This is a genomic window from Sphingobacterium sp. B29 (genome assembly GCF_001952815.1).
In the GTDB taxonomy this organism is placed as follows: domain Bacteria; phylum Bacteroidota; class Bacteroidia; order Sphingobacteriales; family Sphingobacteriaceae; genus Sphingobacterium; species Sphingobacterium siyangense.
This window is the reverse complement of sequence record NZ_CP019158.1, coordinates 2,592,734-2,618,198: the sequence shown is the minus strand read 5'-3', so window position 1 is coordinate 2,618,198 and position 25,465 is coordinate 2,592,734. Positions and strand designations below refer to the sequence as shown.

At 39.6% G+C, this 25,465-nt stretch carries 25 protein-coding genes; 13 read left to right on the top strand and 12 right to left on the bottom strand.

The window, feature by feature from the left end; translation table 11 throughout:
• Positions 1-26 precede the first annotated feature (26 nt).
• From BV902_RS10795 to BV902_RS10775, 7 genes are all read left to right on the top strand, one after another.
• A complete protein-coding gene (locus BV902_RS10795; protein ID WP_075991932.1) occupies positions 27-605 on the top strand; it encodes a DJ-1/PfpI family protein in 579 nt (192 codons plus the stop codon).
• 9 nt (positions 606-614) lie between these two features.
• On the top strand, positions 615-992 hold the full coding sequence (locus tag BV902_RS10790) for a hypothetical protein (protein WP_075991931.1): 378 nt from the start codon (positions 615-617) through the stop codon (positions 990-992).
• 247 nt (positions 993-1,239) lie between these two features.
• The gene (locus tag BV902_RS27720) at positions 1,240-2,280 is read left to right on the top strand and encodes a hypothetical protein (protein ID WP_216640458.1); all 1,041 of its coding nucleotides are present in this window, start codon (positions 1,240-1,242) and stop codon (positions 2,278-2,280) included.
• Positions 2,255-3,190 carry a phospholipase D-like domain-containing protein gene (locus tag BV902_RS27715; protein WP_216640457.1) on the top strand — a complete coding sequence of 312 codons (936 nt, stop codon included), beginning with the start codon at positions 2,255-2,257 and terminating at the stop codon, positions 3,188-3,190. Before BV902_RS27720 ends, BV902_RS27715 begins: the two co-directional genes overlap by 26 nt.
• Complete coding sequence (locus BV902_RS28670; protein ID WP_216640456.1) at positions 3,165-3,305, top strand: hypothetical protein; 141 nt, start codon at positions 3,165-3,167, stop codon at positions 3,303-3,305. The genes BV902_RS27715 and BV902_RS28670 overlap by 26 nt, the downstream gene beginning before the upstream one ends.
• 203 nt (positions 3,306-3,508) lie before the next feature.
• The gene (locus BV902_RS10780; protein WP_075991930.1) at positions 3,509-4,117 is read left to right on the top strand and encodes a M15 family metallopeptidase; all 609 of its coding nucleotides are present in this window, start codon (positions 3,509-3,511) and stop codon (positions 4,115-4,117) included.
• 2 nt (positions 4,118-4,119) lie between these two features.
• Positions 4,120-5,010 carry an AraC family transcriptional regulator gene (locus tag BV902_RS10775; RefSeq protein WP_075991929.1) on the top strand — a complete coding sequence of 297 codons (891 nt, stop codon included), beginning with the start codon at positions 4,120-4,122 and terminating at the stop codon, positions 5,008-5,010.
• Here the strand turns inward: BV902_RS10775 and BV902_RS10770 are convergent.
• The 6 genes from BV902_RS10770 to BV902_RS10745 form a co-directional block, all read right to left on the bottom strand.
• Positions 4,993-5,700 (bottom strand): HAD family hydrolase, encoded by a 708-nt coding sequence (locus tag BV902_RS10770; RefSeq protein WP_075991928.1) that lies wholly within the window; start codon positions 5,698-5,700, stop codon positions 4,993-4,995. The genes BV902_RS10775 and BV902_RS10770 overlap by 18 nt on opposite strands.
• A gap of 1 nt (position 5,701) precedes the next feature.
• Complete coding sequence (locus BV902_RS10765; protein ID WP_075991927.1) at positions 5,702-6,691, bottom strand: lysylphosphatidylglycerol synthase transmembrane domain-containing protein; 990 nt, start codon at positions 6,689-6,691, stop codon at positions 5,702-5,704.
• The gene (locus BV902_RS10760) at positions 6,684-7,634 is read right to left on the bottom strand and encodes a CDP-alcohol phosphatidyltransferase family protein (protein ID WP_075991926.1); all 951 of its coding nucleotides are present in this window, start codon (positions 7,632-7,634) and stop codon (positions 6,684-6,686) included. The genes BV902_RS10765 and BV902_RS10760 overlap by 8 nt, the downstream gene beginning before the upstream one ends.
• Entirely contained in the window at positions 7,615-8,499 is an 885-nt protein-coding gene (locus BV902_RS10755; protein WP_237242093.1) for a hypothetical protein, read from the bottom strand. Before BV902_RS10755 ends, BV902_RS10760 begins: the two co-directional genes overlap by 20 nt.
• Before the next feature lie 13 nt (positions 8,500-8,512).
• On the bottom strand, positions 8,513-9,223 hold the full coding sequence (locus tag BV902_RS10750) for a nucleotidyltransferase family protein (RefSeq protein WP_075991924.1): 711 nt from the start codon (positions 9,221-9,223) through the stop codon (positions 8,513-8,515).
• Positions 9,224-9,405: 182 nt separating this feature from the next.
• Positions 9,406-10,734: an inositol-3-phosphate synthase gene (locus BV902_RS10745; protein ID WP_075991923.1), complete on the bottom strand. Its 1,329-nt coding sequence runs from the start codon at positions 10,732-10,734 to the stop codon at positions 9,406-9,408.
• Positions 10,735-11,371: 637 nt separating this feature from the next.
• Here BV902_RS10745 and BV902_RS10740 point away from each other — a divergent pair.
• Positions 11,372-13,231: a CocE/NonD family hydrolase gene (locus tag BV902_RS10740; protein ID WP_075991922.1), complete on the top strand. Its 1,860-nt coding sequence runs from the start codon at positions 11,372-11,374 to the stop codon at positions 13,229-13,231.
• Between the two features lie 84 nt (positions 13,232-13,315).
• On the opposite strand, the gene BV902_RS28365 is transcribed toward BV902_RS10740, so the two are convergent.
• Together BV902_RS28365 and BV902_RS28360 are read right to left on the bottom strand one after the other, a co-directional pair.
• Positions 13,316-13,969 (bottom strand): MFS transporter, encoded by a 654-nt coding sequence (locus BV902_RS28365; protein ID WP_216640455.1) that lies wholly within the window; start codon positions 13,967-13,969, stop codon positions 13,316-13,318.
• Positions 13,956-14,525 (bottom strand): MFS transporter, encoded by a 570-nt coding sequence (locus BV902_RS28360; protein ID WP_216640454.1) that lies wholly within the window; start codon positions 14,523-14,525, stop codon positions 13,956-13,958. Before BV902_RS28360 ends, BV902_RS28365 begins: the two co-directional genes overlap by 14 nt.
• A gap of 89 nt (positions 14,526-14,614) precedes the next feature.
• Between BV902_RS28360 and BV902_RS10730 the strand changes: the two genes are divergently transcribed.
• Both BV902_RS10730 and BV902_RS10725 read left to right on the top strand, forming a co-directional pair.
• Positions 14,615-15,409, top strand: a complete 795-nt coding sequence (locus BV902_RS10730; protein WP_075991921.1) for a helix-turn-helix domain-containing protein — start codon at positions 14,615-14,617, stop codon at positions 15,407-15,409.
• A gap of 406 nt (positions 15,410-15,815) precedes the next feature.
• On the top strand, positions 15,816-17,138 hold the full coding sequence (locus BV902_RS10725; RefSeq protein WP_075991920.1) for an NYN domain-containing protein: 1,323 nt from the start codon (positions 15,816-15,818) through the stop codon (positions 17,136-17,138).
• 113 nt (positions 17,139-17,251) lie between these two features.
• Here BV902_RS10725 and BV902_RS10720 read toward each other — a convergent pair whose 3' ends face one another.
• On the bottom strand, positions 17,252-17,917 hold the full coding sequence (locus BV902_RS10720; protein ID WP_075991919.1) for a DUF2625 domain-containing protein: 666 nt from the start codon (positions 17,915-17,917) through the stop codon (positions 17,252-17,254).
• 203 nt (positions 17,918-18,120) lie between these two features.
• On the opposite strand from BV902_RS10720, the gene BV902_RS10715 reads away from it, so the two are divergent.
• Entirely contained in the window at positions 18,121-18,651 is a 531-nt protein-coding gene (locus tag BV902_RS10715; RefSeq protein WP_075991918.1) for a YfiT family bacillithiol transferase, read from the top strand.
• A gap of 77 nt (positions 18,652-18,728) precedes the next feature.
• On the opposite strand, the gene BV902_RS10710 is transcribed toward BV902_RS10715, so the two are convergent.
• From BV902_RS10710 to BV902_RS10700, 3 genes are read right to left on the bottom strand one after another with little or no spacing between them, the layout of a single operon-like run.
• Complete coding sequence (locus BV902_RS10710) at positions 18,729-18,956, bottom strand: hypothetical protein (protein ID WP_075991917.1); 228 nt, start codon at positions 18,954-18,956, stop codon at positions 18,729-18,731.
• A gap of 3 nt (positions 18,957-18,959) precedes the next feature.
• The gene (locus tag BV902_RS10705; RefSeq protein WP_075991916.1) at positions 18,960-21,509 is read right to left on the bottom strand and encodes an SEL1-like repeat protein; all 2,550 of its coding nucleotides are present in this window, start codon (positions 21,507-21,509) and stop codon (positions 18,960-18,962) included.
• A gap of 25 nt (positions 21,510-21,534) precedes the next feature.
• Positions 21,535-24,072: an SEL1-like repeat protein gene (locus tag BV902_RS10700; RefSeq protein WP_083663560.1), complete on the bottom strand. Its 2,538-nt coding sequence runs from the start codon at positions 24,070-24,072 to the stop codon at positions 21,535-21,537.
• Positions 24,073-24,186: 114 nt separating this feature from the next.
• On the opposite strand from BV902_RS10700, the gene BV902_RS10695 reads away from it, so the two are divergent.
• Positions 24,187-24,759, top strand: coding sequence for a hypothetical protein (locus BV902_RS10695; RefSeq protein ID WP_075991915.1), 573 nt, complete (start codon positions 24,187-24,189; stop codon positions 24,757-24,759).
• Between the two features lie 36 nt (positions 24,760-24,795).
• Complete coding sequence (locus BV902_RS10690; RefSeq protein ID WP_088160988.1) at positions 24,796-25,356, top strand: hypothetical protein; 561 nt, start codon at positions 24,796-24,798, stop codon at positions 25,354-25,356.
• Positions 25,357-25,465: the final 109 nt, after the last annotated feature.

Here is a 25,465-nt window from a genome sequence, read left to right as displayed (position 1 = left end):
AAACCTATTAAAAGAGGTTTTTTGATATGGCAAAAAAAATATTACTACTTGTAGGAGACTTTGTAGAAGATTACGAAGCAATGGTTCCATTTCAAGCAATGGGTTCAATAGGATTAACGGTAGATGCAATTGCTCCGGACCGCAAAAGCGGAGATGTAGTTCCCACAGCAGTGCATGATTTCACTGGTGACCAGACGTATAAAGAACTGCGCGGGCACAATTTCGCAATCAATAAAGATTTCGACCAGGTCAATGTCGAAGATTATGACGGTTTATATATTGCTGGAGGACGATCGGCAGAATATATTCGACTCAACAAACGTGTTTTGGAAATTACGAGACACTTCTTTGAGCACAATAAACCTGTGGCAGCAATATGTCATGGCATCCAAGTACTGACAGCTGCAAAAGTACTCGCAGGTCGCACATTGACAGCTTATGTTGCTGTGGGTCCCGACATTGAACTAGCGGGCGGCACATGGAAAAACATCCCTGCGGATCAAGCGGTGGTAGACGGCAATTTGGTCACCTCTCCTGCTTGGCCAGGACACCAGGCAATTTTAAAAGAGTTTTACAAATTATTAGGTATAACAATTACAATTTAAGTATTTTTAATGAAGAAGAATAAAAGGCTATGGCTTTTGGTCATACCGATTTTAGTGCTGTTGGGTTTTATTTTAAAAGATAGCTTCAATCAAAAAAGTATTGAAGATCTACCGGGAGGTTTTAAGGAAGTCGCTTTCGTCAGAAATGAACAAAATAAAGGTGGTATCATACGCATTTATGCCGTTACTGTAGGCGACCTGTTGAATGCGGATTATTCTGCCTGTCTTGATTTAATGCCTGTTAATGATTACGGAAGTACAACAACCGTGTATTTCTTCGATCGAAGTGCTCCTTATCCGACAAGCTTGTCAATTGACACGCCACATTTTGACACGACGAAATACAAAGCGATTCAAATTTCCAAAAAGTACGGAAAGAAGAAATAGACGAAACCAAACATAATGACATATCCCTCAAAGTCTGAATAGACCTTTGGGGGATTTTTTTTACCATGCAGTGCAACACCTTGTAGCGGTTATTTCCAGAGAAGAAGAGCAGTGGCAAAAATGCACCTTTAAAACTACGATCTACACACATGAACAAAAAATAACTTAATAATTCTTTAACACAAAAAAGTTCGATTATCCCCTGTAGAGCTATAGTTTTGCTTTTTAAATTTACGTATATTTAGCTATGGCGAAAAAATTTATTCCTAGAGACGTTAGTTGGTTGAGCTTTAATGGCAGAGTACTTCAGGAAGCTGCGGACGAGACTGTCCCTTTACCCTTAAGAATCAAATTTTTAGGTATATTTTCCAATAACCTCGATGAATTTTTCCGTGTACGTGTTGCAGGTCTAAAACGGGCTATAGACCTGAAAGACAAAAGTGCCAACCAATCCTTCTACGAAGACCCACAGCTCATATTGGAAGAGCTCAATATCCGGGTAATCAAGCAGCAAAAGAAATTTGATAGTACGTGGAATCGTATCCAAAAAGATATGGCCAAACAGAATGTCTATATTAAGACCAGTGAGGAACTGAATCCCGAACAACAAAAGTTTGTGAGCGACTATTATCAGGATGAGGTGGAATCGAACGTCATTCCTTTGATATTGGACGATGTAAGACCTATGCCCTATATTCGGGATAAGAGCCTTTACTTGGGTATTGCCATGGGAAAACAGGAATGGCAGTATGAAACCAAATTTGCACTCATCGAAATCCCGACCAGTCAAAATGGACGCTTCGTACAATTACCTTCGCCAAAAGATGAAAAGCATATTATACTTTTGGAGGATGTTATCAAGTTTAATCTTCCATTAATATTTTCCTATTTCGGTTTTGATGTATTCAATGCACATGTCTTTAAAGTAACAAAAGACGCCGAATTTGACATTGACAATGATATCAACACGACGCTGGTTGAGAAGATAAGCAAAGGGGTAAAAAACAGAAGAAAAGGTAAACCGACCCGGTTTATTTTTGATCAAGAGATGGACCATAAATTGGTAGAATTCCTGATCAAGAAACTTAACCTTTCAAAAAAAGACAGCATCATTCCAGGACAAAAAATACACAACTTCAAACACTTCATGGATTTTCCCAATGTGTTTAAATCCTACAATCAGCCCTTGGAACGAACCTCCTTTCCACATCCTTATTTCAAAAACTACGAACGTGTAACGGATACTATATTAAAAAAAAGATGTGCTGCTCTCCTTTCCATATCATGAGTTTAGACCGATCATCGATTTACTTCGGGAAGCAGCAATGGATCCCGATGTAAAAACGATCCAAATTACAGCATATCGCTTAGCTTCCAATTCCAAAATTGCAAATGCCTTGATTAATGCAGCCCGCAATGGAAAGGAAGTCACTGTGATGCTTGAACTTCGTGCAAGATTTGATGAAGAAAACAATTTGGACTGGAAAGAGAAACTTGAACTCGAAGGCATTAAAGTACTTACCGGTATCCCAAATAAAAAGGTCCATGCAAAACTATGTGTGATAAAAAAACGTATTGGGATGAAAACGATCCAATATGGTTTTGTCAGCACAGGAAATATCAACGAAAAAACGGCGAAATTATACGGAGACTATTGCCTCTTAACGAGTAATAGGGACGTTATTGCCGATATAAATAAGGTTTTCAATTACCTAAGACGTCCCAAATCAAATCCGGCTGAAATTATCAAAAATTGCAAAAGCCTTTTGATATGCCCAACGGATATGCGTAGAGAACTTCTACACTACATCGACCAGGAAATTACCGAAGCAAAGGCTGGCCGAAAAGCATACATCATTGTCAAGGTAAATTCGCTCAGCGATAAAGAGATGATTAAAAAGCTCTATGACGCAGCAACAGCTGGTGTCAAAATAGATCTTATTATCCGGGGAATCTACTGTGCAACAAATCAAAAAACGTTTAAATTGCAAATGAACGCCATTTCAATCGTAGATGAATATTTGGAGCATGCACGTGTGATGTATTTTTATAATGCTGGTCGAGAGCAACTATTTATTTCCTCAGCGGACTGGATGACAAGAAACTTGGATCATCGTATCGAAGCCGCAGTAAAAATAACAAGTAAAAAAAATCAAGGAGGATTTAAAAGAAATGCTTCAAATCCAGCTCAAAGATAATGTCAAAGCGCGGATACTCAATAATTCCCTGAGCAATCATTACGTCGAGAATAAAGAGGCACCATGTCGTTCACAGATAGAAATATACAATTACCTGAAAAAAAAAATTAGCTGATCACTAAGCGCATGTCTATCGGACTGGTAGCAAATTGCTCAATAAACCCAACTGGGTTTTATACCTATTGATACAGACGAGAATCACCGTTTTTATTATATTAATTAAGACACAAGTTGTATCTTCATTCCATGAAATTCAACTTGTGTCTTACATGTGGCTTAAGCCTTTTCACACTTTGCCTCCGTGGGCAGGAAAAGATCATGCCTTCAGATTTTGTATACGTCAAGGACATTATCCCCACGATAAGCTTAGAAATGCGTTATTTCGGCAGTCACAACTTCACCGGAAGGCCGATTAAAGGTTATGAAAAACCAGTCGCTATTTTAACTAAACGCGCAGCGCTAGCACTACAGCAGGTCGAGAACCATTTAAATAAAAAAGGTCTTGGCTTGAAAATATTCGACGCCTACCGCCCGCAACGTGCTGTTGACAACTTTAAAACATGGTCCTTAAACACCAATGATACGATCGCAAAAAAAGAATTCTACCCGCTTATCAATAAGAAAAATTTGTTCAATCTAGGCTTTATTGCCTCCAAATCGGGCCACAGCCGGGGCAGTACAGTAGATCTAACGCTCATTAGCTTAAAAGATCAAAAAGAGATTGACATGGGTGGACCTTTTGATTTTTTCGGCGCAGTCTCACATCATCAGTACGCGAATCTGACAGCCCAACAGAAAGAGAACCGAAAGATCTTAAAAGAAGCGATGGCTAAATTTGGCTTTAAAGCTTATGATAAGGAATGGTGGCATTACACCTTGCAAGATGAACCCTATCGTAAAACCTATTTTGATTTTATCGTAAAATAAACATGTCTGTAAAGGAAACTTCCATTGAACACAAGGGCTTTTATGTCTTTCATTTTAAAGGCAACAAATCAAAACCCGTCTTTAGTTCCGAGCAGCAGCACATTTTATCAAAAGGTGAGCTCTATTCGCTCTGTTTAATAAAAAAAGGTGAAACTTCCTTCATCATTAATAATGAACGGGTACAAGTTGCTCAAAATCATCTATTGTTGACCAATCCTTCTTCGCGAGTTAATGGCTCTTCGGTCGTCAAATCTTGGGATTGTGAGGTTTATTTGATTTTCTTTACGCTGGATTTTAGCTTCAAACTGGATTTTCAGGAGGATTTCTTCGAGGTCACCAAGAAGTCTCTTGCCTTAAATGACAGCTACATCTGGTCGCTATCGAACCAAGATTCGACGAACTTATCCAACTTATTTAAACAGTTTATTCATTACGATCGACAAGGGGCTAGCTATCTTTTCAAGAATCAGATCATAAAGTCATTAACGGAAATATTATTTTGCGAAATAGCCCGTCTAGGAAGCCAAAATATGCGAAATACACCAGCTATTCCCTCTCGAAAAAGAGAGATACTTGCCAATTTCCATTTGCTCCTAAAAAAGTCGTTTCATAAAGAACACATGGTGCAATTTTATGCGATGGAACTTGGTATCACAGCAAAACACCTATCCGTAATTACGAAAGAACTAACCGGAAAATCAGCAATAGAACTTATTCAGAACGTCTTAGTGGAGGAAGCAAAATCGTTACTTTGCCAGGGGCTTTCCATCGGAGAAATTGCGATGAAATTGCACTTCTCGGATCAATCCTTTTTTGGTAAATTCTTTAAGCGAAATGTTGGAATCTCGCCTAAAGAATTTCGTCAGAATCTTTATTTAAACAAAGTCGATTAAATCAAAGATACTTGTAAATTGTTGGTCTGCAGCTGAAGTATCTTGCAATTTATCCTCGCCCCAAGTCTGCCCTTTCAACCATAAGGTCTGGCAGCCAACGGCTTTGGCAGGTACCATATCTTTACTATAGGAATCACCCACAACCAATACCTCTTGCGCAGGAAGACCTATTTTAGTCACACCTAAAGCATAAATTGCAGAGTCAGGTTTGCGTACACCGACGACAGCAGACTCCACAACAGACTGAAAATAAGGCAGAATACCAAAATCGTCAAGTACTGATTTTAAATTACCATAAAAATTGGACACCATGACAATTGGATATTTTGCATGAAGTGTATTTAACAGTGGTTTTACCTGCTCTACTGTATTCTTTGCCAGCGAATAACCGTCAAAGGCTATTTTATGAGCTAATGACCGATCTAGGTCGTACCCCGCAGCAATAAGATAATCAAATTGTACATTGAGCTTTGCTTCAAGTACTTCTAAAAAATTAAACTGCGGTTTAATGATAGGCTGTAAAGCCATCTGACGTTCCGCGTAGGTATAGGCCTCCTGAAAAGCGTTCAAATTTACAGGAACCTGATATTTTTCATAACCCGACCAGATAACAGCTCCCCAGTGGCCCCCGTTAGTGTCTAAGGTTCCACCATAATCAAAAATAATCCCTTTAATATTAAACTTATTCATGTTATTTCTTTTTTACTAAACTCATCCACCCCAAACCGATCATAATCCAGACAATTTCCCTAATTCGTGTCACAACACCCATAAAAATACCGACTTTCGCAGGCAATCCTATACTCATCACAGCCATTGCTAACCCACCTTCCCGCGTTCCCAATTGCATTGGAAAGAAAAAAACAAGATTGGCAAATAAGGAAGATCCGGAGCTAATGATCATAGCATCAATAAAATCAATATTGATATCTAAGGCTAAACCAATAAAGTAAATCTCAAAACAGCCCACAACACGTGCTACAAATTCCCAAAAAAGGGCCGTATAGAAACGATCGCGACGATTTTGAAAGAGGTTTTTCACCTGCTGATCGACGTCACTCAACGTTTCATGCTTCGTCTCCAGTAAATGACCAACTTTCTTGCCTACCAAAGGTAGTTTAGACAAAGCCTTCAATAGTGAAACTGTAATTCCCTTCTTATAAAACTTCGTAAATAGCCAAGTACAAATGATAGCCATCACAAAAATCACAGCACAGGCCACATCAACCATTGTACTTGCCGGTACGAACCAAAGAATTAGAAAAACAGAAGCGACCCAAAATAAAATATGCGACAAGATATGCATGACACCGTATAACAGCACGGAAGAGCCTGCTTTTGAACCACCGACATAGTTTTTAAGTTCCATAATACGATAAGGCTCACCACCTAACGCAACAAATGGCGTTATATAATTAATGGCATACCCCGATATTGTCAACTGTAAGACCTTCCAAAAGGGTACGTCCGTCTGTGGCAATTCGGGTTCCTGAATAATTGCCTTAAATGCCATTGCGTTCATCCAGTAGAGTACTGCCCAGCTACCGAGGACGGGCAAAAACCACCAGCCTATTTTTTCGAGGTTGTTCCAAATCTCATCAATTCCCATTGCTTGAATCATATAGGCCAGTGTACCTATACCGATGAGCATAAAGAGTACTTTATAGATCTTATTACCCATAGGTTGGATCATTTGTTAATTTATCAACAAAATAACCACTTACCTTTTCTTGTCGGTTACACATGTATATCAATATCGGATTTAGGACAAACATGTCAAAGAAAAAGTAAATCCAAGGCTGACCGATAAACAACCAAACAAATAGGAAAATCACCCTTGTATTGAACTGTACAATATTTGTATACTTCATCAATGGTTTATTTTGAGTTCTAAAGTCGACCATCAATTGTTTTGGCAATTCATCTTTATAACGACTCTTCACAATATGCAGCAGCTTTTGCAGTTTTGGAGAAAGCTTTTCCTGGTTACGTGTATAGCCCATGTAGCCATTCAGCACAAATTTGCTGAAAAAATTCTTGCGCCAAGACAAGGCATCATAGTCAACTTTCAAATCACGTGTATTGTCCAGCTCACTTCCAGCTTTACCTTTTATAAAATACAAATGTACATTACGATAATAGTCAGCCATTGCCGACTGAAGCATATGCGATACACCTGCAAGTACACAGAATACCCATAGCCATTGTGGCCATCCTTCATTAATACTGCGTAAACAGATCGCAATATGAATAGAAGCAAACCAAAAATCTCCGGCAAAACCATCCAAGATACGACCAAAGCGACTTTTATTGTCTGTCATTCTTGCCAGCTGTCCATCGGCACTATCTAAAGAATTGGCAAAAACCAATAAAAGCATGCCAATCACATTAATCCATAATGCAGGGTAATAGAATAAAATACCCGCCGCAACGCCAAAGAAAATACTAATAATTGTCACAGCGTTGGGTGTAATACCAATTTTGGCACAGACTTGCGCGATACGATAACCTATAGGTCGATAAAACCAAATATCAATTCGCTCTTCTGTATCATTAGATTTTAAAGATTGTTCGAATGCACTCAAATTATCTTCTTCGATTACATTAACTTGTTCTTTCTGCATTGTGGTTCTTTTCAGTAAATTTATGGTAAACCATTTGAGCAATGGCCTCAGCGGCCTCTGCCCGACATGGCGCAAAACTTGGCCAGTCGTTTAAGTCAATAATATGGAAGTCTCCATTTGCATCAATAATCACATCGCCGCCATAGATATGTACATCCAGGACTTCCGCAGCACGATTGGCAACTTCTTTTAGATTGTCGAGATCAAAAGGAAAATGCACTACCTCGTCATTAATTTGTTCATACAAATCATATTTGTGATGATTGTGTTCATATGGGTAGAAATAAAAGAAAAAATCCGTTCCCCGCACTGCATAAAACTTGAGTAAGTCTCCGGCAAGATGTTCAGAAATCACAGCCTCTTTAATCCCACGAAGTGCATATTCATTCAAGATATGTTGCGCTTCTTTCAGACTTGCAGCAAAGGTAACATCTTCCTTATGAATCGCATGAAAATCGCCACGCTTGATCCATACACCCTTTCCTTTCAGTTTTTCGAAAATAGATTGAATATCTGCAACGGTAGAGATCACGATACTCTTCGGATAAGGGACTCCACCTTCTAAAAGCTTAAGGGTCATGTTTTTCCGAAAACAATTTTCAATTCCAAATCCTGAATTCAAAACATTGATCCCATTATTTTGAAGAGATTGCAACTTTTTAACTAAAGTCTTTGTTCTCCCCATAGTCAGAATATTATCCTGCTTCAGGGATGGTGAAGACAAAAATTCATCTTCATTACACACCTCCACCGAAGCACCTTTTTCAGTCAGTTTTAAAACTACTTCATTAAATATAGCGGCATCATTCCCCACATGGTTGGGTGAAAAGCGATTTTTTCGAGTTACGCCTAAAATAGAAATCATATCGCTCATTTTACTAACTAACCTCCTCACTCAAAAATTGTTCTGCGACGACACGATCTTTTAAATGATCAATATCGACCACCTTGTCAAATACAAATGCTTCTACTTGTAAATCGTTTTCCAATAAAGCACGCTGAAAATTACGCATTCTGGAATTACCTGCTTCAACGGAGCTTAATGCACAATTCATAGCTGCTTTTCGGAAGCAATAAATTCCGCCAGAAACATACTTCGTTTCTGCGGTCGCTGTATCCAGAAAAGCTTCCACCCGAAGCTGTGAATTTGTGTTCACATAGAGCGGACTCTCATCGTCGACAAAAGGAGTGACTGCCATAAAAGCATCGGCATGTTGATGTTGCTGGAATGCCTCCAAATAGGCATGAAATTCATGTGGTCTAAAAACCGTATCTGTTGTTGTCAGACAACAGGACGACCAATCGGGGTTATTTTTGACAAGCAAGGCAAAACTATGCAATGAACTTGCAGTATCTTCCTCTATAAGTACAATAGGTAATTCAAACGTTGTTTTTTCCAAAAACAATTTCAGTTCCGGAGATTGTTTATTGATGATAACATGAACTCTTTGCGCCCCTTCTTTAACAAACACGCGAATCAATCGCTCAATTAATGGAACTCCATGTAATGGTAGCAAGGGTTTCGGTAAATTAAATCCCTCTTTTCGCAATCGAGAACCTTCTCCCGCCGCTATAATTGCAAATTCCATTTCTTTTAATTGCAAAATAAAATCATTTATAAAAAAGCAAAACCCCCGTCACTATCTCAGCGTTCGTAAGCGCAAAAGTCTACAGAGGGTTATATCACAAATCTTCAATATCGTAAAGATTTTGAAGAAAAAGGGGAAAAACTGTTTTTAAACAATTGTTTCCCCTCTCTTATTAAGGTAGTTTATTGAATACTATCTACTAGCTCCTGGTAATAATCCAATCCCAAATGTGTGATTAAATCTTCACCCATAATGTGGCGCAATGTATTTTGCAATTTCATCAATTGTTTGAAGATATCGTGTTCAGGAGGTAACCCCGGAGCTGTTTGAGGAGATTTCAAGTAAAATGATAACCACTCTTGAATACCCGACATACCCGCACGTTGAGCCAAATCAATAAACAAAGCCAAATCCAACGCAACCGGAGCTGCTAAAATTGAATCGCGACACAAGAAATTGATCTTAATCTGCATTTTGTAACCCAACCAACCGAAGATATCGATGTTATCCCAAGATTCTTTATTATCGCCGTGTGGAGGATAATAGTTGATACGTACTTTATGATAAAGATCACCGTATAACTCAGGGTTCTTTTTCGCATCCAGAATTTCTTCCAATACCGATAATTTAGAGACCTCTTTTGTTTTGAAATTTTCAGGATCATCTAATACTAATCCATCCCGGTTACCTAAGATATTCGTCGAAAACCAACCTTCAACACCCAAAGCTCTCGCTTGAAGACCAGGTGCCACAATTGTTTTCATCAATGTTTGGCCTGTTTTAAAATCTTTACCTGCAATTGCCACACCGTTTTCATGCGCCAACTCAACAATAGCAGGAACGTCACATGTTAAATTTGGTGCACCATTTACATAAGGAGCTCCCTCTTTCAATGCCGCATAACAATAGATCATACTTGGTGGAATACGTTGATCATCATTGTCTAATGCTTCCTCTAATTTAGCTAAAGTTGAAAAAGCTTCGTTTGTTTCAATATAACGCTCAGTAGATCCACACCATACCAATACAACACGGTCTAATCCGTTTTTCTCTTTAAATTCACGAATATCACGTTGTACGGCATCTGCCAATTCACGGCGAGTTTTTTCAGATTTGATGTGCGTTCCGTCCAAATTTTTCACAAAATTACGGTCAAACACAGCCTTCATCGGTTGGATTGCCTCCAATTCAGCCTTAACAGCATCCAATTGGCCTTGCTCCAATACCTGTGCATTTGATGCAGCCTCGTATACGTTATCCTCATATACGTCCCATCCACCAAAAACAACATCTTCCAATTTTGCTAAAGGGACGAAATCTTTAATTAATGGATTTCTGTTCTCAGTGCGTTTACCCAGACGGATTCTGCTCAATTGAGAAACAGATCCGATTGGTTTTGAAAAACCTTTGTTTATAGATGCCACACCAGCGATTAATGTTGTAGCCACAGCACCTAATCCCGGAATAAGAATACCCAATTTTCCATTGGCATCTTTCACTTGTTGTCCCATATTAATTCTATATACTTAAATTGTTATTTAATTGATGTATTATGATAAAATAATTCTTAAAATTAGCTTAAAAAAACATATTTCATACCACTGCCCACTTAATTTATAAAATCGTGACAAATACCAATACAAACCCCATTCGAAACCTAAAAAAATAATCTGAAAATGAATTATTATTTAGTGTTCTACTAATCCATCTGATTGAAATTTAACGTTTTTAGCTAAAGCTGTTAACCCAAAAAATAATTCTCCTTAATTTTACTCAATATATTAAGATTCGAAAACTAATCCAAATTCAATCCAAAAAAAGTTTTTCTTTCTCAAAAATTGGTCAATTTTTCTTTTTCTATTCGCTATAAATATGACAATAAAATTGGAAAATGGTTTTAGTAGCACTAACTTTAGCCTAAAATTTAAATACACGCAATGAATCTATCGTTCAATTTATAAACCAGCAGCTGTTGATCCGCTCATTGTAGCTGGAGAAATGGTCTGCCAAACGATAACGCGATGACGAATTTAACTGTATCGCATAGCGCCCAAGGTGCATAAGAGTATCCATAGCATTGCAAAAAATGAACCCAAGTGTAAAATTATAATTTACACCAAAGAATGTACTGAACAAATAATTATCTGAATGAAAAATACAATTTCGTGCCTAACTTTAGCGCTTTTAAGCGCAAGCCAGTTACATGCTCAAACAGCTGCCGACTCGGCTTATGTTAGAGATCATTATGAAAAGACCGAAGTAGCAATCCCCATGCGAGATGGGAAGAAATTATTTACTGCGATCTACAGTCCAAAAGACAAATCCAAGAAATATCCAGTTTTACTCAATAGAACACCCTACACGGTTTCTCCTTATGGGCAGAACGAATACAAAAAAAGCTTGGGAAACTTTCCCCAAATGATGCGTGAAGGTTATATTTTCGTTTATCAGGATGTCCGTGGCAAGTGGATGAGCGAAGGTGATTTTGAAGATATTCGTCCGACCACCTACAGCAAAGATAAAAAAGCAATCGATGAAAGTACGGATACCTATGATGCGCTTGAATGGTTACAGAAAAATCTCAAAAACTATAATGGCAAAGCCGGGCTCTATGGGATTTCCTATCCAGGCTTCTATTCTACCGTCGGATTGGTCAAAACACACCCGAGCTTGAAGGCAGTCTCCCCACAGGCTCCCGTAACAGACTGGTTTATCGGCGACGACTTCCACCATAATGGCGTATTGTTTCTTCAGGATGCATTTACATTCATGTCAACCTTTGGTGTCCCACGTCCAAAACCCATCACACCAGATCAATTTAAGGGCAAAATTCAAATCAAAGAAGCCGATAAATATAACTTTTTTGCAGAAGCAGGAACAGCGCGGGAACTCAAAGAAAAGTATTTTGGTGACTCCGTACAATTTTGGAATGACCTGTTTAAACATCCCGACTATGATGATTTTTGGAAATCGCGTGTGATCACCAATTCTTTACAGGAGGTAAAACCAGCTGTGATGGTGGTTGGTGGTTTCTTTGACGCGGAAGATGCTTATGGAACATTTAAGACTTACCAATCGATTGAGGATAAAAGCAAAAAAAACAACTCGATTTTAGTCGCGGGACCTTGGTATCATGGCGGCTGGGTTCGTGCAGAAGGAAACTATTTAGGTGATATCCAATTTGAGAAAAAAACCAGTATTACTTATCAGGAGCAATTTGAACAACCGTTTTTCAAATATTACCTAAAAGATGAAGGAAACTTCGCCCCTTCCGAAGCTAACATTTTTGTCTCAGGCAGCAACGAATGGAAACATTTCGAACAATGGCCGCCAAAAAATGTAGAGACAAAAAAACTATACTTCCAACCTCAGGGGAAACTTGGATTTGACAAAGTTCAACGTACAGATTCCTGGGATGAATATGTAACAGACCCTAATAAACCTGTTCCGCATCAAGGTGGGTTAATTCAAAACCGAACACGGGAGTATATGGTAGATGATCAGCGTTTCGCAGCTAGTCGCCCTGATGTCATGGTTTATCAAACGGAACCGTTGACGGAGGATCTGACGATAGTAGGCCCAATCAAAAACTTCCTCAAAGTCTCCTCAACAGGAACAGACGCGGACTATGTTGTCAAACTGATTGATGTATACCCGAACGATGCTGCAAGTTATCAAGGAAAAACAATGGCTGGATATCAAATGATGGTACGTGGTGAGATCATGGCGGGGAAATACCGAAATGGTTTTGATAAAGCACAGGCCTTGACTCCAGGTATGGTCGAAAAGGTTAATTTTGAAATGCCAGACGTTGCGCATACCTTCAAAAAAGGACATCGCATTATGGTTCAGGTACAAAACTCATGGTTTCCGTTGGCAGAACGAAATCCACAGGTATTTTTACCGTCTTATACAGCCACCAAAGCTGACTTCCGTAAAGCTACCCAACGTATTTTTCACGATGTGAACAATGCCACATACATCGAATTTTCTGTCCTCAAAGATTAACAGGTCAATTCGAAAGCCAGCGCTTAAGAGCTAATTGAATAAGGCTACATCAGCTAAACACCTATGCCTGATGTAGCCTTATCTTTAATCTTCCGCTACATACGTAGCTTCTCCGGCCTTCCATCCCGCAAATAATAAAAGTACGATACTCCCCGCCAAAAAGTAGAACGAGTAATTCCAGGTAGCATCTATTTCGTGCAGCCTACCAAAGACCGGCGGACCAAAAGCCGCAATAAAATAGCCAACAGACTGCGCCATGCCCGATATTTTGATTGCATTTGCCGTTGATCTAGCCCGCAGGGTAAAGAAGAGAATAGACAAACTGAAAGACAGTCCATTGGAAAGTCCCAACAATACGGCGGCAACATAAATTCCCTGAAGCTTGTAATGCCAAAATATAAAGATACTTCCAAGCATGCCTATCGCAACAGCAGTTGCCATTAAACGTTGATCCTTCATCCGATGAGCCAAAATAGGTCCAATGAACATAATGGGAATCATGGCAATTTGGATCAAAAACAGCAACCAGCCCGTATTCTCCTTTGGCATACCATAATCGACCAATACGTTGGGCAACCAAGAAATCAAGCTGTAGTAAATCAGGGACTGAATACCCATGAATAGGCTGATATACCAGGCCAATCTTGACCTAAAGATATACCCGATTCCACTTGTCGCTTGTCTATTTTCAGTAATACCTGGAGCCTTCTTTCGGCCTAAACCATCAAAAAAAAACAACTATAAGTGATAACAAGGCTAAAATCACCCAAACACCCAGTGAGCCTTGCCACCCAAGACCAGTCCATTCACCCAATCGTAAACTAAAACCCGAAGCAAAAGCCGCAGTCAGGTTCATTGCTACCGCAAAAATCCCTGTCATCAGCCCAATCTGCTTTGGAAAACTGGTTTTTATATAGCCAGGTGTAACGACATTGCCCACACAGATCCCAAGTCCAATTAAAAAAGATCCCACAAACAGCGTTGGCATATTGCCCCAGACCCGAAGCACAATCCCTACACTCAACAGCATTAAACCAAACAATAAAAAACGATGCATGCCCAGTTTATGCGAATATCGACTTACTGCGACAGAACAGCTCGCAAACATAAAAAGGGGAATTGCCGTCAATAGGCTGCTTTGAAAACTATTTAATTGTAAATCTTCACTGATTTGCCCCAGTACCGGGCCAACGGCTGTAATTGGCGACCGCAGATTGGTTGAGACCATAACAACAACCAATATGGATAACCAGGTCCAAGAAACAGCTGTGGATACTTTTATATTTTCTTTCATAATAAAATCGCGCTATACATGTAATGATCGCCTGCAAAGATATACCTGAAATTTTAATTAAATTTGCCATTAATTTAATTTAAAACGACATGGATCAAACAAATCATACATTGACAATTGAACGCATCCAGAAATCAACCTTTGTCTGGTTTGAAGAAAACTGGATACACGACAACGAGCTGCACAGTCATCGCAAAGGCCAGTTGATTTATGTCGAACAGGGTTTCCAATACCTTACCGTCGCAGGAAAAATGTATTTACTCCCCCAAAATCACGTTGCCTGGATTCCCTCTGGTGCATTACATAAGACCAACTCCCACTCTGAGCGCATCAAGCTTATGGTGCTTTTTTTTGATACTCCACAATTCGACAGCGCACAAGACCAGTTGTTTTTCAGTCAGGTGCAGCTATTTTCGGCGCCTAAAGTATTACGGGAAATGATTTTGTATTGTGAAAAATGGTCGAAATTGATTGAAGAAGATAAACATGAAAAAGTTTTCCTGGGTGCTTTACTCCATGAACTCCCCTATTTCGCCGCACAATTGCTCCAACTTGGGATCACCCTTCCTCAGGAAAATAGACTTAAAGCCGTCTTAAATCACCTCCATGACCATTACACAGAAGCCTGCACCTTAGACGAGATCGCCCTATTGTCCAATCTTTCGCTCCGAACTATTGAGCGCCTTTTTAAAAAGGAAACCGGAATGACACTTGCGAAATATCAGCAGTTACTCCGCATTATCAAGAGTTTGGAACTTCTTAGCACAAAACAATTCACCATCTCCCAAATTGCATATAAAGTCGGTTATAAAAGCGTACAAGCGTTCACCAATAGCTTTTATGCTGTGATGAAATATAGACCTTCGAGCTTCATGATGGACTAGTTTCAGCACAGCTACAGACAACTTGTAGCTGAACAGCTACAAAATTCAGAACGTTAAAAAAAATAGTAATGAATAGTTGCACAGGTGTAATATTTACACTACCTTTGTATCATCATAATTTAGGTTTATAATTGGTTATTTAAGGTTTTCATTCTCCCCGTTTGAAAACCTTTTTTTATTTTCACCGTCCCTCAAATCATTTCACCGCTCCACAAACATAATAAATCCCCCCCTACACCCAAACAAAAGCAGCTGATCGCATGTTCTAAAAAAATAGCATTCAAATTAATTCTAAAAAATTCAAGAAATTCTTTAACAATACTGTATTTTTAACGAATATATTCAGATCAGAAAGGTCACACGAATAGAAAAGAGTTCAAATATTGAAAAAATAATCTAAACATATATGGCAGAACATGGGGATTTGCAAATCGCAATACTAATCGATGCGGATAATGTATCTTATCGAAAGATCGAAGAGATTTTGAATGAAGTCAAAAGATACGGGATTCCAACCATCAAACGCATCTACGGAGACTGGACCAACCCTTATGTTGAAAAATGGAAGGACAAACTTCTTACCCACGCGATTACCCCCATACAACAATACAGTTATACCCAAGGCAAAAATTCTACTGATTCCGCATTAATTATTGACGCCATGGATATTCTGCATTCGGACAGAGTGGACGGATTTTGTATTGTATCGAGCGACAGCGACTTCACCCGCTTGGCCACGCGCCTCCGGGAATCAGGCAAACTCGTAATCGGTATTGGTGAGAAAAAGACACCTAAGCCTTTTATCGCCTCCTGTGACAAGTTTATCTATGTGGAAATTTTCGAGAAAAATCAAAAGAAAGAAACAGTCACAAAGAAAAAACAGCAAAATCAACCCAAACCTGCCCCGGTTGAAAACCCGGCAAGTATAGCAGTACTAGATGAAGAAACCCTGGAACTTTTAAAAGACACTGTCGATGATACAGCTGATGAAAATGGCTGGGCTTTCCTAGGTGAAATCGGAAGTCTTTTCAATAAAAGGAAACCTGATTTTGATGCGCGAAATTACGGATACGACAAGATGTCCCACCTTTTTAAAGCCTACAAGGAAGATTTTGAAATTGAAGAGCGGAACACCGACAAATCGCGCATAAAACACTACTACATCCGCAATATCATTAAACGGCCTTTAGCAATGACTAGTCCGGCTACAGCAGCGGAAACCGAGCACAAAACTCCTTCTACTCCTACTCCTTCCGTACCTCCTACAGAAACTGCGGCAAAAACTGCAAATCAAAACAATAGAAAGAAAGGGCGCCAAGAGAAGAAACGTCAGGATAAAACAAGTTCTGAACCGATACAAAATGAGTCTCCAAAAGCTCAGGAAATTCAGGAGCAAAACGCCGAGTCCCAAGCCTCCGCAGTACAGACACCACCGACAAACATGCTTTTTCCTTCGGAGGGCAACAAGATTACTGCAGATGACGTTAAGAAATCGCAAATAAGGATTACAAAAGAATTTAAACCTTTATTTCCCACTAAATCCCAAAAATTAAGGATTATGATCAATGCCGGAGAATATGAATGCAATTTTACCTACCGAGGCAGAGGATTTCATGTACTTAAACTGGGAAAAGAAGCCGCTACGCAGCTTGGTCTTGCAGAAGGAATACAAATACAACTGATCAAACTGAATGAAGTTAGCTTTAGCCTTCAAAATAAATCCGTTTAAATCTTATTCAGGGTTATTTTTCTCGCTTTAATAGGGTGATAGGACAATATACATATTGTCCTATCACCCTATTAAAGCATTAAGCTGAAGGGTTTGTCGTATTAAAATAACGATTAGCGTCTGCCAGCAAATTCCATCGTAAAATGGTAGTTCTCATCGATTGCCATTGGCTTGCGATCTACTTTACGAAAATCCCGTGCTTCTTCAGTCCATAGAAAAGGATAAAACGAAAAAACTTGATTACCATTCAACGATTTGACGTCTTCACTCCAGTCTTTCCATTTAAATGTTTCATAAAACTGTCTGATATCCCCTTTCAAAGCCCAAAAAACAAAGTCCGAATAGCCACATTCCAAACTTTCCCATTGCAAGGTATCTTGAGCAAAATAATAGACCTGTCCAATAGCATCTCCCAGAGCGCCGGCATTGATGGCAAAATAACCACCCAAAACATCGTCAGCTATAAGAAGAAATCCTCCTTTTTCGCCTTCCTTGTCAAAACTTTTGCCCTTATTCCACTCCATAATTCCGCGGTTCAGCTTTGGCGAACCGGAGCCTAAAATTCGCAACCAGCCACCATCGATCAGTATACCACCGCTTTGATGAATAATGGCCCCCATCGGAGATTTCGTCGTAATTTGTGCCCTTAAAAGTTCCTCATCAGCCCGCTTAGGGTTTTGAGGAAGCACTTCATATGAATTTGTCGCTTCCTTCAACCAGCCCTCAACCAGCTTCCATCCCGAATTACTTGTATCAATCAGTTCTTTTAGACTTTTCATTTCTTGTGCTTTTATATGCTAATATCAATGATCCTCCACAAAAACGGGAGGATCATTGATATTAGCATTTTTGCCGAAATTAACACAATTCTTTATCGCATCCAAATTACAGCTTGCACAAGAACGTATCGAAAAAAAATATTCATCGAAAACATGAACATAAAGATTAGGAACCTTGCATCTATTTTAAGTAATTTTAGGTTATGCAACATGAATTAGAAAAACTCAGATACCCCATAGGTCGTTTCGCGATACCCGATGTAATTGACAGCTCCCTGTTGAATGACTGGATCAAGACAATTGCAGATTTTCCGGCTCGGTTAAAATCCGAAGTCGGCGACCTTACGGACAGTGCGCTAGAGAAGCGTTACCGTCCTGACGGATGGACTATACGTCAGGTCGTTCACCATTGTGCCGACAGCCATATGAATAGCTTTGTCCGGTTCAAATTGGCCCTAACGGAAGAAGATCCAACCATCAAATTATATGAAGAAAAATTGTGGGCCGAACTTCCCGACGCCAAAATAATTCCCATAGAAAGTTCGGTAAAATTGCTTGAAGGTCTACATGAACGTTGGGTCATACTGCTGAAAAGCCTTTCAGCCGAACAACTTGAAAGGGGTTTTATTCACCCCGTTACCAAAAGACTAATTTCTTTAAAGGTCAATATAGGCCTGTATGCATGGCATTGTAACCACCACCTCATGCATATTGTCAACGCCAAAAACCATTGATGGAATTACATAGCATAATGATCTTTTGACTGCCAGTCAAAAGATCATTGTGCTAAATTCACTTTATTGCCTTCACTTTACGACAATGACATCGCCCAAAAAAAGGCTAGCAATCCTGCAATCAGGAGTCCAATAAAACCCGACAGAAAAAACGACAGAAAATAATACCCCGCGGTTCGTGTTTTTTTCTTTACGATATGAACAATACCTACCGTTAACGTATAAATCGTTCCAAATCCAAAAAAAACAATCATGATCAAGTCGATCAGAATGCCACTAAAATCTATATTTGCTGATGATAACATGATTTACTTTTTCTTTTTAAATAGTTTACTAAAAAAGGAAGAACTTGCATTTGAATCATCGGACTGATTATCCCATTGCAATAAATCCTGTTCGATATCCAGTTCATTGATTTTTGCAAAACCTAACCAATGGACAAATTTTTCCTGATTTCTAAATGTAGGATCATTCTTGTAATAATCCAATAAGCGCGCTGTGGCACTTTCGTAAACGCCGTAGTCATTGGCACGCTCAAAATAGTGGATCGCTTTTTTACTGTCCTTTTTAAATTTCAGTCCCTGATCATAGAGCAATCCATAATAAATATTGGAATAACTATTTTCCTTATCTCTTTTCAAGTAAACCAATAGACGATCGTAATCTTCCAAACTGTAATAGATAGAGGCCATATTGCTGTTGTTTTCAACTAATTTTAATTCCGCTTTCTGATAATAAGTGAGGGCTTTTTCCAGATCTTCTTCAACATAGATCCCACTTGAATAAAAGTAACCTAAATTGGACAAAGCATAGCCATTCCCCAACTCGGCTCCTTTCATGTAAGCATCAAATGACTTTTTCAAGTCTTTGTTATAGCCGATTCCATACTGAAAGAGGTAGCCAATTGCATTCCAGGCAGGGGCATATTCTTTTTGGGCGGCCTGTTCATAATATTGAATTCCCCTGTCCAAATCTAAAAAACGATTGTCTTCGCTATCGGTATCCGTAAAGATATTCCCAAGTTCATGCATGCTGCTTTCATTTCCCTGGTCGGCAGAAAAGGTAAAATAGCGCATCGCCTTTTCAACATCGCCCTGCCGGTAGCAGTCTAAGGCCATATGATACAAGGTATAACTATCATAGCTGGATTCAAAATTATCGCCCTTTGCAGTCTTCCATCGTTCAAAAAAACGACTACATACATCAAAATCTTCTCCTGACAATTGATCCAGCTTCTTCAGAAATTGGCCATATTGTTCTTCCTGAATTACTTCCACACCATCGTAGCCTTTTTTATACAAGCGGTCACCTTGCAATAACATCAGATCCTGATAGTGATTAACGCTTGCACAGACATAATCATAGGCGGAGCTGACGGCCCTTTGCACTGCGTCAAAATAGTAATATCTTCCCGCATGGTCTTTCAGAATAAAATAATCCATCACCGCAGCATAAACAATCTTCACATAGTGCGTTGAGATCGGGATCAGCCAGGCCTTTTCAGCGGCCTGATAGATCCCACTTCCGGCAGCTGTTTCGATGATATAGCAATCCCAGGCACCATTACCGAAATCAGTCCCCCCTTGAATGGATTGCATTACCAAGTCTTGCAGTACATAGGCCCGGGCTTCCAGATCAAACAAACGAATGCTACCGGAATTGGCAAAGAACAATGCAGCTCGACCGTTTCCAGCATTGAGTATATCAACATCTTTGACCAAGAAAGTTCCATCGGGAGACAAAACAGATTTTTTCTTTTTGCTATTCAAATTGACCGCATAAAAATCAAACAGCAGTTCGCTCAGTGTACCACTGGCAAAAGCACCAAGTAAAATGCCTCTGCTGGAATAATAATGACGCAGTTTATTTTCGGGAATATCTTGATAGATAAATCCATCATAATCTATGTCAAACGGCTTGTCTGTACCAAAAACATTGAAGAACTGACCTTGGGCGTCGATAATGTAGTATTGCTGATCTTTCTTTCCCTGGTAATAACCGAAAGCAAAATCTTCGAGTTCATCATATTCAAGTGGTATGATTATTTCTCCGTTCCCGACGTTGATCAATCCGTATTTTTTAGCTAAGCTCACCTTACCAACGGTTGATCCAACTCCATATTGGGCTGGTGCTGCCGATGAATAAATACAGGGAATAGTTTCTTCTCCGCCCCTATTCAAATAACCGAACAGGTCATTTTTCTTTATGACAGCGATCCCTTCATAGTCAAAATCACCAATTTCCTGATAGCTTGCTTCGACCTTCACCTCCCCTTTTGCATTGCGTATCCCCCAAAGCCCCTGGTCTTCAAAAAATTGATTATCCAGACTATCAATCGCTTCGCTATTCCACCAGCCCAAGCCATAGTTGCCCCATTCCAGCTCGAGCATCGCTAAAAAAGAAGTATAACCAGCGGGAAGCAAAATATATTCGAGCTCAGCTATGGACTGTTTTTCGATTGCTTTTTCATAGGGCAAATTCTTCTCATAGACTTCAAATGCAAAATCTTTTGCCTGTTGACTATGTTTAACATCGCTCATGTTAAATACATCACTCGCGTTCAGCTGGAAGTAATCAAAGGGCAAACCGTCCAAAAAATCGAACAGTTTCCCGATAGCTGCCATGGCCAACGCATCTGAATTTAACCTATATTCACGAATGAGCAAATCATAAAAAGCGCGAAGCTTACGGATTCCAGGCTCCTTTTCGGAATAAACTAAGGTACCTTTTGCCTTCGGATTAGCAGCAAATAAGGGTAAAAAAAGCGGCGGAATCACATAGTTCCATTCCCCTAAATAATGCGGAAAGTAATCTTGATCCTTCTTATCTGTATTGTAAATATATATGCGATGAGCCATTTTCTATGCGATAATAATTCTCTTACTATTGATCAATTTCAACAGCATTTTCTTTAGCAAAATTTAACCAAAACTCGTATTTATCCACGTTTGCTGCAGCTCCATGCGCAGCATACAGCTGCAGCAAACGATTGACAGCATAGGCATACACGTTTTCTTCATTGGCTTGCTCATAGTAACGGATCGCTTTTGGCAAACTTTGTTTAACGCCCAGTCCTTCCTCATACAAAATCCCATAATAAATAGCGGCAAATTGATTTGTGGTATCCCTTTTTAAATAACGCAATAAGTTCGCGTAATCTTGTTTTTGATAATAGATTTCTGCCATTTGCGCATCGTTGGGGATACCCGCTTTTTCAGCTTGTTTAAAGTAATCTAAGGCTAAGGCATAGTCCTGTTCCACATAGGCTCCTTCGTAATACCAATTCCCTAAGTTGGTCATGGCTTGCGCCTCTCCAAGCGCAACAGCTTGCTGATACCCTTTTAAGGCCTTCGAAATATCCAATTCAACACCATGCGCTGTCGCATATAGAAAGGCCCAGTTATTCCATGCCTGAGCATGGTTCTGCGCCATTGCCTGTTCATAGAAGAACTTTCCCTTTGCGATATCCATTCCATCGTAGCCTGCATCTGTATATATATTTCCAAGGAAATATTGGCAGTCTGCACTGCCCCGATCGGCCGCGATTTTGAGCAGCCGAATGGCTTCGGAGACCTTCCCTTCAGCATCGAGCTTCTTCCCCCTTTCAAGCAGTGTGTCATTATCGAAATACTGTTCATATCCATCACCCTTGCGTTTCGTCCAGGCTTGATAAAACTGCACAAAATAGCTTTGATCACGCCCCTGTAGCTGATAACGTTCTGTATATAAATGCCCGAATGCTGTTTCGGGTATCTCTATCACATTCCGGTTTAGGTCGAGATGAAAGATCTTCTCTCCCTTAAAAAGCAACAGGAGTTCGCCTGAGATTGCCTCAGGTGCTGGATAATGAAAAGGCGAACAAATATAATCGTAAAGCTCACTGCAAAAGTTAAGCTTCGTATCGAAATAGCGCATTCCCACAGGACAGTGTATGCGCATAAAATCCAAAAAGCAATGTTCGATTTTTTGATGGGTAATAGCAGGTTCAAGTAACCATTCCCCCCGATGAGCATCATAAATCCCCTGTCCTTGAACACAGCTTACGACAAAAATATCTTTGCGGTATTGCTGTATGCTATCTACAGCTACTTTATCTATCAGGCTATCCATCAGTCGAAATACCCCCTGTTCAAGCGAGTAAATCTGCCATCTTTTATTTTTGAGATAGGCAATACTTTGATAGCCATCCAAGACTATAATCCGATCAATTCCTTCATCCAAAATATTACCATCGGGTTGAATGACGGCAATTTTGGGCTGTAGCTTATTGGGTTTAATCCAAAAATATCGATTGGCTAGCGGCTCCAGACTACCTTCCAGAAAAGTCCCTAAATACTGACCGTCCATTCGGTAATATTTCCTTTTTATCGTTCCTTTTTGCCGGTTATAGAACAGCTTGTTATAGTCATACATAAACGGCTCGGGTGCAGGATCTGAAATAATCAATCGTCCTTCAGCCGAAAGGAGAATGTGGCTATCCCCTTGTCTTGCGTTTATAAATCCATAGGCAATCCAGTCAAGTTCATCATAGATTGCAGGTATGCTCAGCTGTTTGGCATCTATATGCAGTACCCCACGTTTTCCTGCCACTTCTACTTCAGCGTAATTGTTACCATTGATATGCCGCGCATCGAAAGCGTCGCTATATTGACAGGACAGCAGCTCAGCGCCGCTAGCATTGATATAACCATATTGTCCATTTGATTGAACTACCGCAATCCCCTGATCGTTGAATTCAAATATCTCATCATAAATCGCGTCAAGCAAAATATCACCTTTAGCATTTTTTAATCCTTGCTTTCCCTCTACTTCAAAAACTTCCGTTCCTGGTCCTTTCAACACCTCTTCTGCCCATAAGCCCAAGCCATAATCAATCCAATCGGTTTGAAGAGCATCTAAAAATGAAGTATAACCAGACTCTTTCACAAGCGGGTCCAGCGGATCTAAGGACTGTTCTTCGACCGCTTGTTCATACAAAGCGGCCTTCATTCTTATTTCCGCCACCCAATCTTTGGCCTGCTCCGCGCCATTTTCTTCATTCATGGTAAAAACATCGCGTCCATCGATTTGAAAAGTATCGAAAGGCAAAGCCTCCAAAAATTCAAACATCCTATTGACAGGCTCAAAATATATTTTTTTATAATGCAATTGATACCTATCAGCCAACAACGCATAAAAATAGCGCAGTCGTGCGATCCCATCTTCCTTGTTTGCATAAAGCTGGCTGCCTTTGGACCGGATATTGGCGGAAAATAAAGGTAGCATCAGGAAAGGAATTTCATAATTCCATTCGGCCAGATAAGAAGGATATGTTTCTTTGGTCTTGAGATTTACATTATAGATATAAATACGATGTGCCATGCGCGAATTTTTCTGTTTGTCGTTATATCGCAGTAATCCATTCCATATGACAAGAATCATGCGAATGCTGTAAAAATACCGTATTTATCGATTTTTTCGATTAGCGGAAAACAGGGATTTTTTTCTCAGCCTATTTTAGGCAACTTTGGTTTGGATTTTGTAACGGAAAGAACAATGAATCATGTCAAATACAGTTATTATATCGGCGCATTGATACTTCTTTCATTGCAAATTGCCTGTCAGGAAAAATCAAAGCCACAGGAAGCACACCTAGCACCCGCAAAAACGACGGAAAGACCAGTCAAAGATACCGTCTTAAAAGACACCGCATTGCCAAAACACGCCAAACTGGATAGCATTGACCATGCCAATGCGCAAAGTGTACTGGAATCTGATGAAGTCACCACAGCTTATGTAAACCTAGCTTCTCAAGACAGCATCATACGCCTACATTCGAATATACGTTTAGACCATCGCTTCTTTGGCTATGAGCAGGCAGATATAGGCTCAAAAAAACTACTTTTATTTTCCATCTTTACCAACGATGTGGAACACAATCCATTTCAACTCAAACTGGGCGCATATTACGATACCTCTGGCTTAGACAGTAAAGGCTCAAAACTAAAATATGTGGACACAAAGGGTGATTTTGTGCAAGCTAAATTCATCGATTCGACCGATATACCGGTATGCACGATCTATTTCGAAAAAAAAATGGGTCGAGATCGAATAAAAAAACATGTATAACCAATTTCAAAAAAGTACAACTAACCTAAAACAACCATGAAGTTCACTATAAAAACTATTTTTCTACCCTGTATAGCATTGCTTTTTAGCTGCCAACAAAAGAATGAGGCTCAAAAAACAGCCATTGCAGTTAGTACCCCAGCCAGTATAGACACTTTACAGAAAAAGGAGGCGATGAAATCCACACCCAATGATGACCTGGCTCTTTTTAATCAGCTCTATCCGATTGATATTCTTCAGCCGGAGAGCAAAAATAGTTTCAAGAAATATGGTATCGAATTTTCAGGAATATGTTATGCCTGTGATCTTGCAGAAATCAAAATAAATAAAAAACAGCTGCTTTTGGTCAATGTCTGTGATTCCAATGAAATCTATCAGATTAAAGAATTTACCGCTATCAGCAACGACACAGGCCTAATCATAAAGACCCAGCACAATGAATTTATCTTCAAGCGAGTAGAGAAAGAGCCTATTTTCGAATTACAAATCAAGGGGGATTCGCTGTTGCTAAAGAATAAACGTATCGCAAAATACTACACCCAGAAATCTTTGATCGATCAATTTGAAGTACATGATTGTGGTGATTTTCAGGGTTAGCACCGGCTTGATTTCGTTGGTATTCACGAATAGCAACAGATCAGGAGAATAAAACAATCCCGATTATTAATAAATGACCTTATACGAATTATTTCATTTCTGCCTGCTC